Annotated in this window: 12 protein-coding genes; 4 read left to right on the forward strand and 8 right to left on the reverse strand. The window is 54.8% G+C overall.

What is annotated here, in order from left to right; translation table 11 throughout:
* Positions 1 to 103: 103 nt before the first annotated feature.
* The 6 genes from GT409_RS09185 to GT409_RS09210 form a co-directional block, all read right to left on the reverse strand.
* Positions 104 to 826 carry an anaerobic ribonucleoside-triphosphate reductase activating protein gene (locus tag GT409_RS09185; protein WP_160628805.1) on the reverse strand — a complete coding sequence of 241 codons (723 nt, stop codon included), beginning with the start codon at positions 824 to 826 and terminating at the stop codon, positions 104 to 106.
* A 107-nt stretch (positions 827 to 933) separates the two neighbouring features.
* Complete coding sequence (locus tag GT409_RS09190) at positions 934 to 1,329, reverse strand: hypothetical protein (RefSeq protein ID WP_160628806.1); 396 nt, start codon at positions 1,327 to 1,329, stop codon at positions 934 to 936.
* Between the two features lie 23 nt (positions 1,330 to 1,352).
* Positions 1,353 to 4,184 carry an anaerobic ribonucleoside-triphosphate reductase gene (gene nrdD / locus GT409_RS09195; protein WP_332882226.1) on the reverse strand — a complete coding sequence of 944 codons (2,832 nt, stop codon included), beginning with the start codon at positions 4,182 to 4,184 and terminating at the stop codon, positions 1,353 to 1,355.
* Between the two features lie 168 nt (positions 4,185 to 4,352).
* Entirely contained in the window at positions 4,353 to 5,225 is an 873-nt protein-coding gene (locus tag GT409_RS09200) for a carbon-nitrogen hydrolase (protein WP_160630084.1), read from the reverse strand.
* Positions 5,226 to 5,230: 5 nt separating this feature from the next.
* Positions 5,231 to 6,271, reverse strand: coding sequence for an agmatine deiminase family protein (locus GT409_RS09205; RefSeq protein WP_160628808.1), 1,041 nt, complete (start codon positions 6,269 to 6,271; stop codon positions 5,231 to 5,233).
* Positions 6,272 to 6,301: 30 nt separating this feature from the next.
* Entirely contained in the window at positions 6,302 to 7,327 is a 1,026-nt protein-coding gene (locus tag GT409_RS09210; RefSeq protein ID WP_269844916.1) for a 3-deoxy-7-phosphoheptulonate synthase, read from the reverse strand.
* 36 nt (positions 7,328 to 7,363) lie between these two features.
* Between GT409_RS09210 and GT409_RS09215 the strand changes: the two genes are divergently transcribed.
* The 4 genes from GT409_RS09215 to GT409_RS09230 are packed head-to-tail and all read left to right on the forward strand — an operon-like array spanning position 7,364 to position 11,046.
* Positions 7,364 to 7,831 carry a GreA/GreB family elongation factor gene (locus GT409_RS09215; protein ID WP_160628810.1) on the forward strand — a complete coding sequence of 156 codons (468 nt, stop codon included), beginning with the start codon at positions 7,364 to 7,366 and terminating at the stop codon, positions 7,829 to 7,831.
* Entirely contained in the window at positions 7,828 to 8,916 is a 1,089-nt protein-coding gene (locus GT409_RS09220) for a glycoside hydrolase family 3 protein (RefSeq protein ID WP_160628811.1), read from the forward strand. The genes GT409_RS09215 and GT409_RS09220 overlap by 4 nt, the downstream gene beginning before the upstream one ends.
* Before the next feature lie 46 nt (positions 8,917 to 8,962).
* Entirely contained in the window at positions 8,963 to 10,486 is a 1,524-nt protein-coding gene (gene trpE, locus GT409_RS09225) for an anthranilate synthase component I (RefSeq protein WP_160628812.1), read from the forward strand.
* Positions 10,483 to 11,046 (forward strand): anthranilate synthase component II, encoded by a 564-nt coding sequence (locus tag GT409_RS09230; RefSeq protein ID WP_160628813.1) that lies wholly within the window; start codon positions 10,483 to 10,485, stop codon positions 11,044 to 11,046. The genes trpE and GT409_RS09230 overlap by 4 nt, the downstream gene beginning before the upstream one ends.
* A gap of 1 nt (position 11,047) precedes the next feature.
* Here the strand turns inward: GT409_RS09230 and GT409_RS09235 are convergent, their stop codons facing one another.
* The gene (locus GT409_RS09235) at positions 11,048 to 11,380 is read right to left on the reverse strand and encodes a 4a-hydroxytetrahydrobiopterin dehydratase (RefSeq protein WP_160628814.1); all 333 of its coding nucleotides are present in this window, start codon (positions 11,378 to 11,380) and stop codon (positions 11,048 to 11,050) included.
* A 301-nt stretch (positions 11,381 to 11,681) separates the two neighbouring features.
* Entirely contained in the window at positions 11,682 to 12,137 is a 456-nt protein-coding gene (gene rnk, locus GT409_RS09240) for a nucleoside diphosphate kinase regulator (RefSeq protein WP_160628815.1), read from the reverse strand.
* Between the last annotated feature and the right edge of the window lie 179 nt (positions 12,138 to 12,316).

The raw sequence follows: 12,316 nt of genomic DNA on the forward strand, positions 1-12,316 counted from the left end.
CACTGTTAATAAAAACAGCGGTGAAAGTCACCCCATTTACGCAACTACAGTGATTTCAGGCTCCGGTTTCCGGTTCCAGTGCGATTTGGTGCCGGCGCCGGGGTTATGCGCCGCGAACAATGACTTCATCGACGAAGGGGGCCATGAGTTTTTCGAGTTCGTGCAGGCGCTGGGGCGTGGTGCGCGCAAGTGATCGGAATTCTTCGCCGGGCAGGGCATCCTGCGGGACGAAGGCCTGCAGGCAATAACGTTTGGCGCCTTTAATGAGTTCTCCGGCCTCAAGCATCTGTTCATCGGTGTGGAACGGAGTGATAACAGTGGTGCGGAATTCGTAGTCCACGCCGCTGTTCATGATGAGCTGGATAGACTCTTTGATTTTTTCAATGTTTGGAAATCCCGCCAGCTTCTCGTAGCCGGACGGACCGGCTTTGATGTCCATGGCGACCAGATCGACCTTCGGCAGGCATTCGCGAAGAATCTCCGGGCGTGATCCGTTGGAGTCGAGTTTGATTTTGAAGCCGCGCCGGCGGAAAAAGTCAATCAGGTCGAGCAGTCCGGGTTCGAGAGTCGGCTCTCCGCCAGTGATGCAGACGGCATCCACCCACTCATCTTTGAACTGTCGACAGACTTCATCGAGTCGTTCCCACGACAGGGTTTTCTGCTTTTTACCCATCAGAACGGCGTTGTGACAGAACCCGCAGGTAAAATTGCATCCGCTGGTGAAAAACACTCCGCACATATGACCGGGAAAATCGATCATAGAGGGCTTTTCTAAAAATGCATAAACAGGCGACGCAGAGTCGGCTGGCTTTTGATCGGTGTGCATCAGAATCCTTTATCAATTACTTTCGCCGTGCAGACGAAAAATGCGCAAACGGGCGGCCGGCCTTGCGGCCGGGCCGCCCGTTGCGCGGAGCTGTCGCTCCAGGGGGGTCACGACCGGGCTTCGTTGAGCACAGTCGTGATCATCTTGGGGGAGATGATTCCTTTACCCGCCGGCGTGTAGTCTGTCTGCAGGCCGACGTATTGGTAGAGTCTTGATTTTCCGCAGATTTCATCCATGGGTTTCGGGTCGCGGGTCGGAACCGGATCGTAGCGGCCGGTATGCTCTTCGCGGCGGGTGACGAGCATTGCCGGAATGCGCTGGGGATTGATGCACTCTGCGGAGGCAAAGGCCACAAGACCTTCGACGGTTTCAACATCACAATATTCTTTTTCGAAATCCGACCATTCTTCCTGGGTCAGAAGCTTGTCCAGGCGCTGGTTGAGCGTTTTGCATTTGGCGCAGCCGGGTTTTCCGAAGACTTTAATTTTATAAGGTTTGGTCATGGAGGGGTTCCTTAAAATTCAGTTTATGCTTCTACCAGCTGCTTTCCGGCACCTTCATCTGCAGTTTCTACGCTGTATTGACCCTTTTGGCGAGCAACAAGTTCGCCGTAGCGTTTGGATTTATTCCAGTTCTGCACTTTTGAGAAGTAGCCGACCACGCGGGTTTCGCCGACGACGTCTTCCGATTCGCAGGACGGACATTTTTCCAGCAGGCCGCGGGTCTGATGATGGCAGCTGTTGCAGAAGGTGAATTCCGGGGAGACCGTGACCTGCGCCGACTGGGTGCGGAAGAAGGTTTCGGTCATCAGCTTCTCGATGGAGGCTGCGGACGGTTTTTCTTCTCCAATGAAGGCGTGGGTGATGGCGCCGGATTCAATCAGGCTGTGATATTTTGCCTGTTCCTTGATGCGGCCGACGAGGCCGACCGGAGCGTCTGCGGTGAGATGGACGCTGTTGGTGTAGTAGCAGACGTCTTCGCTGTCGCCCTTGACGATGTTCTCGGCTTCGTCGCGGAAGTAAACCAAATCCGTTTTAGCCATGCGGCGAGCGGCGGATTCGGCCGGAGATTCTTCGAGGGTGAACTTGAGATTGTATTTCTTGGCCAGTTTTTTTGTTTTGGCATACATGTGCGCCACGATGCGCAGGCCGAGCTGCTGGGCTTCCTGGCTTTCGTGCAGTTCCTGGCCGATCAGGAACTTGGCGGCATCGTTGACGCCGATGAGGCCGAGGATATAGGTGCAGGTTTCCAGGTCGACATAGGGTTTGCCGTCGCAGGATACCTTGCCGATCTGCCAGAGCGGGTGGCCCGGGCCGCTGATCATTTCTGCAATCTTATCCTTTTTCTGGATATGTGCCTGTACGGCCAGTTCCATGGTGGAGTCAATTTCGTCATAGAAGTTCTGCAGGATATCGCCGCCTTTGCGGGCCCCGCGGTATGCGGCCTGCGGAATGTTGATGGTGACGTTCTGGAAGCCGCAGAAGCGCATGCTTTCCGGATGCAGCAGCATGCGGTTGTCATTAATGGTCGTGCGGAGGCGGCAGCAGGCGGACAGTGTGACTTCGTCGCGGTCGAAGATGAAGTAGGTCGAGCCGTTGCGCTCAGCCAGTTTGCAGGCGGCCTGGAAGATTTCGTACTGTTCCGGGTCGCTGAAGGTTTCATCGCTGATGTGGAAGTCGCATTTCGGGAATTCGAAGATGCGGCCGTTGCTGTCGCCGTCGCCGAACACCTCAAGCAGGGCGCGGCAGAATTCCTGGCTTTCTTTGGTATAGTCGCCGTAGGTGACGATTTTTTCGCCGCGTTCTTTCAGCGCTTTTGCCACTTCCGGATCGTATTCGACGCCGTCTTTGCCCTGAATCTCGCGCAGGACGAGGCGCTGGGAGCCGTCTTCCTCTTCGAGGTAGAGGTCCATCATCTTGTATCCGCTGGCATCGAGTTCGTCGCGAAGCACTTCTTCGAGCTGGACCTTGGTGCCGTCTTTACGGCGCAGCATATATTTGCCGCCCGGACCGATGGCAGGAACCACTTTCAGATAACCCGGCACGCCGCTGTGGATGTTGAAGTCGAGGAACAGGGTCTGTCCACCGCGGCTGAACGCATTCTGGGACCCGTTGAAAATCAGTTCCTGAGCAATCTGCTTCAGTTCTTTGGCGCCCATGTCTTCGAGAAGCGGGGCGTAGAGAATGTTGATGTAGGCAATGCCGAGAGCGCCGGCGTAGTTGGCCTGCATCGATGCAAGGAAGGTGTTGAGGTGACCGGTCAGCACTGAGGCGGAACGGGCCGGGCTCGATTCGGTATTGAGGTTCACCAGGCCCTGCAGGCCGTACTTTTTAACATACTCGATGGAGTGGCTGGAGCAGTAAACGCGGTGCGGGTAGCCGAGGTCATGCAGGTGGACTGCGCCGGTATTATGGGCGCGCTTGATGTCTTCGTCAAAGATGGTGTCGAGGGCCCACTGTTTCAGGACGAGCTCGGCGATGCCGAGATTGACCGCTTCCGGGTTGTTGTTGACGATGTTGGAGTTTTCGGTCGATTTGGTGAACATCAGGTTGTCGACATAGTCGCGCGGTACACCATAGAGAGAGAGGTCGCGCAGCTGGGCGGAGAATCCGCGTTCAGCCAGCTCGTTGTTGACCATTTCGCGGATGAGGGTGGTGTTGATCGTCGTGATCTTTCCGCCGATGATGCGGTTTTCGACTGATTTCGCGATGCTGATGGACATTGCAACAGACAGATCGGTCTTATCGAGAATCTGTTTGACGATTCGTTTGCGGTCCCAGGGAAGGGTGACTTCAGAAGAGTTGGACTCAACAAGAAGCAGGCTGGCATCGGTCACATCAACATTGTCTCTGGAATCGCCGCGAACGCGAATTTTGCGACGGGCGATATCGCGCTGTTTGCGGTAGCGTTTGTAGGCGGCAACAACGAGGGATTCATTGTTGTCGGAAAGCAGGATTTCAACGAGGTCCTGAACGTCTTCGATCAGAGGAATACGTTTGCCGTCGTTGTTGGCGTGAACATAGAATTCGGACTGCGGATTGTTGAGCTGCTCAACCACCATCGAGGTGATTTTCAGGGCCAGACCTTCGTTGCGTGGAGTTCCTTCTTTGCGGGCAACTTCTTCCACTGCATGGTGTATCGCCATTTCGATTTTTTTGGGACTGAAAGGAACTACCAAGCCCGATCTTTTTCGGAATCCGTCGAATAGCTCGTCTTTTGATACAATTGTTTCGCCCATAACACCTTCCCCCTGTTGATAACTTGTTGGTAACCTGAAAAATCGGTTGTTGCTGCCTCGTTGAGCAACGGCTGTCAAATTAGTTAAATTGTGCAGGGGTGTCAAATAAAACCACAACATATTGTGTTTTTTGCGTAAATGTATGAGTTCAAGCAGGTTCGGGAAAACTATTGAGCGACCGGTTGAGGTTTTGTGAAATTGATTCCAGAAAGTCTTAAAATACCGTTGTTAAACATGGCTTTAAGCTCCAAAAGAATAGAATTATTTTGACCGGATTCGAGGCGGGGGTCAGTCAAGAAACCGGGCGCTGAGACCGTTGTAGGCGTCGATACGGCGGTCACGCAGATAGGGCCATATGCGTCGCACCGTTTCGCTGCGCGCGCCGTCGAGTTCAACGACCAGTTCGGTTTCCTCATCGGTGCCGGTTTGGGCCAGCATTTCACCCTGACAGCCGGCAACGAAGCTCGATCCCCAGAACTGAGCTCCGCTCTCTCCTGCGGGCGACGGTTCGAAGCCGGTGCGGTTGATGCTCAGCACCGGAATGCCGTTGGCGACCGCGTGCGCGCGCTGAATGGTGATCCACGCTTCGCGCTGGCGCGCCTGTTCGTCCCCGGTGTCACTCGGGTCCCAGCCGATGGCGGTTGGATAAATCAGCAGCTCGGCGCCAGCCGTTGCCATCAGCCGCGCCGCTTCCGGATACCACTGGTCCCAGCAGACCAGCACGCCGAGCGTGCCGACCGAGGTCTTGATTGGGGTGAATCCGAGGTCGCCGGGGGTGAAATAAAATTTTTCATAATAGCCCGGATCATCCGGAATATGCATTTTCCGGTATTTCCCGGCCATCGATCCGTCGCGGTCGAGCACGACCGCGGTATTGTGATACAGACCGGGCGCGCGTTTTTCGAACAGCGAGGTCACAATCACAATGCCGAGTTCTTTGGCCAGTTCTCCGAAGGTGTCGGTGGAGGGGCCGGGAATGGTTTCGGCGAGATTAAACTGATTCGTATCTTCGGTCTGGCAGAAATAGAGGCCGGTGTGCAGTTCCTGCAGAGCAACCAGTTGAGCTCCCTGTTCCGCGCAGCGGCGGATCGCAGCCATGCTCTTTTCAATGTTGGCTTCACGGTCGGCAGTGCACGACTGCTGAACCAGCCCGACTTTCAGTTTTTTCATTTTAGCACTCCTTGAGGGATCTGCATGGTTACGCAGTGCAGGGACCCGTGTTGGCGGATCAGGGTGGAACAATCGATGCCGATGATCTCGCGGTCGGGAAATGCCTGCTGGACGGTTTCCAGTGCCTGGAAATCGGCCGGATCGTTGTAGGTCGGAACCAGCACGGCATCGTTAATGACCAGGTAATTGGCGTAGGTGGCGGGCAGTCGGTCGCCATCGGCACCAAATTTGGCTTTCGGCCACGGAAGAGGAATCAGCCTGAAGTCGGTTTGTTTCAGTTCGTTTTCCAATCCTTGGAAAATTTCAAAATGTTCGTCGGTCGGATCGTCGCATTGAACGTAAAGAATTGTGTGGTTGGGGCAGAGGCGGGCGAGCGTATCGATGTGCGCGTCGGTATCGTCGCCGGCGAGTGCGCCGTTTTCTAGCCATTGAAACTGTTTCGAGCCGAGGTCTATGGTTAGTTTTTTTTCGATCTGTTCTTTGCTCAATTTCTCGTTGCGGTTGGGATTGAGCAGGCATTCAGTGGTGGTGAGCAGGGTGCCTTCGCCATCGCTCTCGATACTGCCGCCTTCTAGAATCAGGTCGACTTTGCGAAACGGAGTTTCGCCGAATGCGCCCGCTTTGTGGAGTGTTGACGTGATCCGGTCGTCGAGTCCGGCTTCAAATTTCCCGCCCCAGCCGGTGAAGGTGAAATCGAGCAGAAGCGGTTTTCCGTCTTCGAAAATGGTAATCGGTCCGAAATCACGCGCCCAGGTGTCGTTGGTTTCGATGTCGAAAACCCGGACCCGGTCGAGATGCGGTAATTTTTCGCGGACTGCATCCGGTTCCGGCGTGGCGACGATCAGTGTTTCGAAACGGGTAACCGCTTCGGCAATTTTCAGGAAAACCTTTTCGGCTTCGTCCAGATAAGGCGCCCAGTCTGTTTCGGTATGCGGCCACGCAATCAGGACGGCATCCTGCGGTTCCCACTCGGCTGGAAAGCGAACAGGATTGGAATGGGGAGGAGCTGGAACGGTGGAATGTTGGGTCGGTTTCATAATTTAATAATTCCAGTGTTCCGTATTCCATTATTCCACGACGCTGCGCAGCAGCGATTCAGTCATTTCCCAGCTCATGCAGCCGTCGGTGATGGACAGGCCGTATTTGAGGTTGTCGCTGATCGGCTGGTTGCCTTCTTCAATAAAGCTTTCGATCATGGCGCCGACGACCGGGCAGTCCGGATTTTGACGCTGTTCGAGCAGTTCTTTCCAGACATCGGCCTGACGGGCGGGCACTTTGCCGGAGTTTGCGTGCGAGCAGTCGACCATCATGGCGTCGGAGAGTCCGGCGGCGCGCAGTTTTTCGGCGGCCGCGGCGACTTCGTCGGCGTGATAGTTGGTGGTTCCGCCGCCGCCGCGCAGGACGAGGTGGGTATACGGATTGCCGGTGGTTTTGATGATGCTGCTGTGGCCGGCCTGGTCGATTCCCAGAAAACTGTGCGGGGCGCGGCAGGCGAGGATGGCGTCGATGGCGCGCTGGATGCCGCCGTCGGTGGTGTTTTTGAGTCCCACCGGCATGGAGAGTCCGCTGGCCATTTCACGGTGTGTCTGCGATTCAACGGTGCGCGCGCCGATGGCGGCCCAGCTGACGAGGTCGGCCATGTATTGCGGGACGATCGGGTCCAGAAATTCGGCGGCGATCGGCAGGCCGAGTTCAAGGATGTCGAGCATCAGTTTGCGGGCGGTGCGCAGGCCGTACTTCATGTCGCAGGAGTCGTCGAGGTGCGGGTCGTTGATGAAGCCTTTCCAGCCGACGGTGGTGCGCGGTTTTTCGAAATAGACGCGCATGACGATCAGGATTTTATCCTGCACTTCGTCGCGCAGGGCGGCGAGGCGTTTGGCGTAGTCGAGTGCGGCTTCCGGATCGTGGATGGAGCAGGGGCCGATGATGAGCAGCATCCGTTTGTCGCTGCGGTCGAGTACGTTCCGGACTTCACTGCGGCCGCGGAGGACGGTTTCCAGTGCGGTTTCGCTGGCCGGGAAACGTGTTTTGAGGTCCTGCGGGGTTTTCAGGCGGGTGATGCTTTCAACGCGCAGGTTTTCAGTTTTTTGCAATTCGAAATTCATGCCGCGCAGTATATAGATGGGTGGATGAATAAGACAACGATTTTAGAGGCCCTGCTGGAGAAGCTGGAAGAGGATCTGCGCCGGTTGCAGGCCGCGAATGCGGATGCATCGGCCGGGGCGACGCACAGCGAGGCGCGCGCAGAGACAAAATGGGATACCTGTGGCCTGGAAGCATCTTATCTGGCGCGAGGGCATGCTCAGCAGTTTAAAGCGCTGGCTGCGGACGTTTATGAGCTGCGGGCGCTGAAGCTGTTGTCATTTGCCGGCAAGTCGGTGGATGCGGGAGCTCTGGTTGAGGTGGAGCAGGCAAAAGACGTTTTTCTTTTCTTTCTGCTTCCCTGTGGCGGCGGCACGGAGTTGATGGTGGAAGGGCGGGAAGTGACGGTGATTACGCCGGAATCGCCGGTCGGTGCCGCTCTGATCGGGAAACGGGAGGGCGATTCGTATTCATTCCGCGCCGGGCTGACCGGAAAAATTCTGAAGGTTTTATGATGAAGAGTCTGCTGTTTTGTTTGATCGGCCTTCTGGTCGGTTGTGCCGGGGTTCAGGAGCTGACTCTGGAGGAGAAAGCCGGGCAGATTCTGATGGTCGGTTTTCGCGGGGAGTCAATCGATGAAGACAGTCCGGTGGTGCGCGATATTCGCGATTTTCATCTGGGCGCAGTGATTTTGTTTGATCAGGATGTCGCGCAGGGTGAGCTGCGCCGCAATATCCGGTCTCCGCAGCAGCTGGCGGCATTGACTTCTGCGCTGCAGTCGTTTGCTGATGTGCCGCTGCTGGTTGCGATTGATCAGGAAGGCGGGCGAGTCAACCGGCTGAAGCCGGAGTATGGATTTCCTGAAACAAGGTCTTTTCAGGCGTTGGGAGAGGCGGACTCGACTGCGTTTACGTATGGAAAAGCGCAGGAACTGGCCGAGGCGCTTCGTGCAGCAGGAATTAACCTGAATCTCGCGCCCGTTGCTGATCTGGCAGTAAACCCGGACAATTTTATCGTCCAAAAAGAACGGACGCTGTCTTCAGATCCTGATGTCGTTGTCCGGCACGCCGCTCAGTTTATTCAGGCGCATCACGATGCCGGCGTCCTCTGTACGCTGAAGCATTTTCCGGGACACGGCAGTTCAACGGCCGATTCTCATCTGGGGATGACCGATGTGACGGAAACCTGGAGCCTGGAGGAGCTGAAGCCGTATCGTGCGCTCTGTGAAAAAACCGATACCGTGATGACGGCGCATATTTTCCAGCGCTCGCTGGATCCGGACTGGCCCGCGACGCTTTCCCGGGCAATGGTGTCGGGAATTCTTCGCGAAGAACTCGGTTATAACGGGGTGGTGATCAGTGATGATCTGGGGATGAAAGCGATTGCGGATCATTACGGGTTTGAAACCGCCGTGGAGCAGGCTCTGAACGCTGGAGTCGATATTCTGCTGATTGCCAATAATGCCGATTATAACCCCGATACCGTTCCGCTGTCGGTCCAGACGATTGTCCGGCTGGTTGAGTCCGGTCGGGTCAGCGAGGATCGGATGGATGAGGCGTTTCGACGAGTGAGCCGGCTGAAGCAAAAGATTTCTCATTGATCCGTTGCGCGGAAAGCCGGTTGCGGGTAGAAATGTTGAGATTGTTATGAACATTACACCGAATAGAGAAGAGTTTTTGGCAAAAGCGGAGGAGGGAAATCTGATTCCGGTCTGGACAGAGATTCTGGCTGATCAGGAGACCCCGGTTTCCGCTTATGAACGTGTACGTAAGTTTTTGCGTGAAAAAGACCACGCCTCGCACACCTGGATGCTGGAGAGTGTCGAGGGCGGAGAGCATATCGGACGCTATTCGTTTATCGGCGGCAACCCGCGGGCCATTGTTCGAGCGATCGGCAGTTCAACCGTCATTACGGAGGGCGACCAGACGACCGAAGTGAACAATGCGGACCCGCTGGATGTTCTGAAAGAGTACATGGAACGCTATAAGCCGGTGAAGGACTCGGGACTGCCGCGATTTATCGGCGGCGCGGTCGGGTTTATCGGCTACGACATGATTTCGGTGTTTGAGCCGCGTGTTCCGGTGATTGAAAATGACATTATCGGCAATCCGGACATGGTGATGATGGTCACCAATGCTCTTTTGATTTTTGACCGGGTCAACCAAACGGTGAAAGTGCTGTCGAATGCGTATGTGGATGACGACGCGAATGCGGCGTATGATGCGGCCGTGGCGGATATTGATGAACTGTGCGAAGCGCTTCAGCAGCCGGTTCAGCGGGTGCTGATTGATGCGCACCAGGATGTCGAACAGATGATTCCTGAATCGAATATGACGCTTCCGGAATATCGTCAGATGATTGAAACGGGAAAAGAGTATATTCGCGCCGGAGATATTATTCAGGTGGTGCTATCCCAGCGTTTTGAAGTGGAAAACCACGCCGACTCGCTGGATGTTTACCGTGCACTGCGGGCGATTAATCCTTCTCCTTACATGTTCTGCCTTGATTTGGGCGAAAGTGCACTGGTCGGCTCGTCGCCGGAAGTGCATGTCCGCTGTGAGGATCGTCGGGTCGAGCTGCGTCCGATCGCCGGAACCCGTCCGCGCGGAAAAACCGAAGAAGAGGATGTGGCACTGGAAACAGAGCTGCTGGCGGATCCGAAGGAAATCGCTGAGCATGTAATGCTGGTCGATCTGGGCCGCAATGATGTCGGCCGCGTCTGTGAATTCAATACGGTCGGTGTGCCGGAGCAGATGATTATTGAGCGTTACAGCCATGTGATGCACATCGTTTCCGATGTGACCGGGACACTGCTTCCGGAACATGACGCCTATGATGTGATGAAAGCAACGTTCCCCGCAGGAACCGTCAGCGGTGCACCCAAAATCCGGGCCATGGAAATTATCGCTGAGCTCGAAAAAACCAAGCGCGGTCCATATGCCGGTGCGGTTGGGTACTTCAGTTTCGACGGTAACCTCGATTCCTGTATCACCATTCGCACGGTGGTGCTGGACAAGGATAAAGCCTATGTACAGGCGGGTGGCGGCATCGTCGCCGATTCGGTGCCGGAAACCGAATACTGGGAAACCCGCAACAAAGCCGGAGCGGTTCTGAAAGCTCTTTCTCTGGCCAGGCATTATGCGGCAGCCCGGGAAAGGGGAAACAAATGATCCTTATCATCGATAACTACGATTCTTTTACTTACAATCTCGTGCAGTATCTGGGCGAGCTGGGCGCGGAAATGAAGATTTTCCGCAACGATAAGATTACCGTGGCGGAAGCTGTTGCTCTCAAACCGGATAAAGTGATGGTCAGTCCCGGTCCGTGTTCGCCGAAAGAGGCCGGTATATCCTGCGAGATTATTCGCGAGTTCGGGCATCGTGTGCCGCTGCTTGGCGTCTGCCTCGGACACCAGTCTATCGGCGATGTGTACGGCGGCAAAGTGGTTCGGGCCGAACGCCTGATGCACGGCAAGGTTTCTCCGATTCTGCATCAAGGTGAGAGCGTCTTCAAAGGACTCCCCAGTCCGTTTAATGCCACACGGTACCATTCTCTGATTGTTGAGCGTGAGAGCCTGCCGTCCTGTCTGAAAATCACGGCGGAAACCGCTGAAGGCGAAATTATGGGCCTGCAGCATACAGAATTCCCGGTTCACGGAGTCCAGTTCCATCCGGAATCCATCCTGACCGAAAACGGCAAGCAGCTTCTTCAGAACTTTCTGGATTTGTAATTCAGAACAGTTCGTCGGTTTTTGCGGCCATGATGAAATCATTCATGTGCAGCCCGCCGATTTTATGCGTCCACCATTGCACCGTCACTTTTCCCCATTCTGTGAGAATGGCGGGGTGATGGTTGTTTTCTTCAGCCAGTTTGCCGACGCGATTGGTGAAGTCGAGCGCCCCGGCGAAATCAGGAAATTTAAAAACGCGCTCAAGCCGTTTCATCCCCTCCTGTTCGACAATGTTCCAGTCAGGGATCAGTTTGTTGAGTTTGTCGGCATCCTCGTGTGTAACCAGAGGAGCGCCCGTCAGACAGGCTTCGCATTTCATGCCGTGCAGTTCCATGGTTTCCTCCCTGTTTTTCAAGAAGCATAACAGATTTTCCAAGCATTGGAAAATGAAACCAGATCAGGCATTTGTAATGCCTGAAAAGTTCATTAGTCCAGCCACTTAATTCATGGAGAAGATATCGTGAGATCCAGTTTTCAGGGTGAACATCAGCAGTCTTTTTTTCATCGGAATGCCAAGCATTTCCGTTCTCCCCCTAGGGGGGAGACGCGCCGCGAACACCGCAGGCGCTAAACTGTACGGACGCTGTTCGTTATAGTCAACCCTCTCCGGTGATGCCGCTGCAATCACCGGAACTTTATGGATATACGGATTCAAGCTGATCTCTTTTTTTCATATTGCTATATGTTATGTTGTGTTCCGGTTGAAACAGAACTTCTTCAATGCGCAGGCGACAGGTTCCCTCGGGCAGGGGCCATTCGATGTGCTGACCAACCCGGCTGCCTAACAAGGCCATTCCCAGCGGGGCCAATACGTTGATTCGGTCATCTACCGTCTTTTTCTGGTTTGGCCAGGACAGCGTGAAGACATAGCGGTCTCCCATTTCCAGATCAAAGACCTGAACCTGAGAGTCCATGGTTACGACATCTGGGGGGATATCTTTTTCTGCAACCAGCTGGGCTCGTTCCAGTTCATGACGCAGTTTTTTAAATGCTTCAGAGTCTGCGCCCTGATTGGCGTAATGATGTTCTTCAACCAGTTCGGTCAGCCGGGCATGGTCCGGCCATGTCATAATGATGGATTCTTCTCTCATTGCGTCTCCTTTGTCGTTATACCCAATAGGTTTTGATTCTCTTTTTAATTCTTCTCAATCTGGCGTGTTGCTTCTGGTGTCTGATTATCCGGATGAGGGATGGAATCAGGCGCGGAATTTTTACGCCGGAAAACGAGGGAAGCCATCGTGAGTTGCGCGCAGACTGCTCCTGAATCGCC

The sequence above is a fragment of the Tichowtungia aerotolerans genome (assembly GCF_009905215.1).
Taxonomy (GTDB): Bacteria; Verrucomicrobiota; Kiritimatiellia; order Kiritimatiellales; family Tichowtungiaceae; genus Tichowtungia; species Tichowtungia aerotolerans.

Bases quoted from the DNA above. Each gene is read 5' to 3' on its own strand.
- trpE (WP_160628812.1), top strand. From the start codon at position 8,963: ATGAACATTACACCGAATAGAGAAGAGTTTTTGGCAAAAGCGGAGGAG.
- GT409_RS09215 (WP_160628810.1), top strand. From the start codon at position 7,364: ATGAATAAGACAACGATTTTAGAGGCCCTGCTGGAGAAGCTGGAAGAG.
- GT409_RS09220 (WP_160628811.1), top strand. From the start codon at position 7,828: ATGATGAAGAGTCTGCTGTTTTGTTTGATCGGCCTTCTGGTCGGTTGT.
- GT409_RS09190 (WP_160628806.1), bottom strand. From the start codon at position 1,329: ATGACCAAACCTTATAAAATTAAAGTCTTCGGAAAACCCGGCTGCGCC.
- nrdD (WP_332882226.1), bottom strand. From the start codon at position 4,184: ATGTTGTGGTTTTATTTGACACCCCTGCACAATTTAACTAATTTGACA.
- GT409_RS09230 (WP_160628813.1), top strand. From the start codon at position 10,483: ATGATCCTTATCATCGATAACTACGATTCTTTTACTTACAATCTCGTG.
- GT409_RS09205 (WP_160628808.1), bottom strand. From the start codon at position 6,271: ATGAAACCGACCCAACATTCCACCGTTCCAGCTCCTCCCCATTCCAAT.
- GT409_RS09235 (WP_160628814.1), bottom strand. From the start codon at position 11,380: ATGGAACTGCACGGCATGAAATGCGAAGCCTGTCTGACGGGCGCTCCT.
- rnk (WP_160628815.1), bottom strand. From the start codon at position 12,137: ATGAGAGAAGAATCCATCATTATGACATGGCCGGACCATGCCCGGCTG.
- GT409_RS09185 (WP_160628805.1), bottom strand. From the start codon at position 826: ATGCACACCGATCAAAAGCCAGCCGACTCTGCGTCGCCTGTTTATGCA.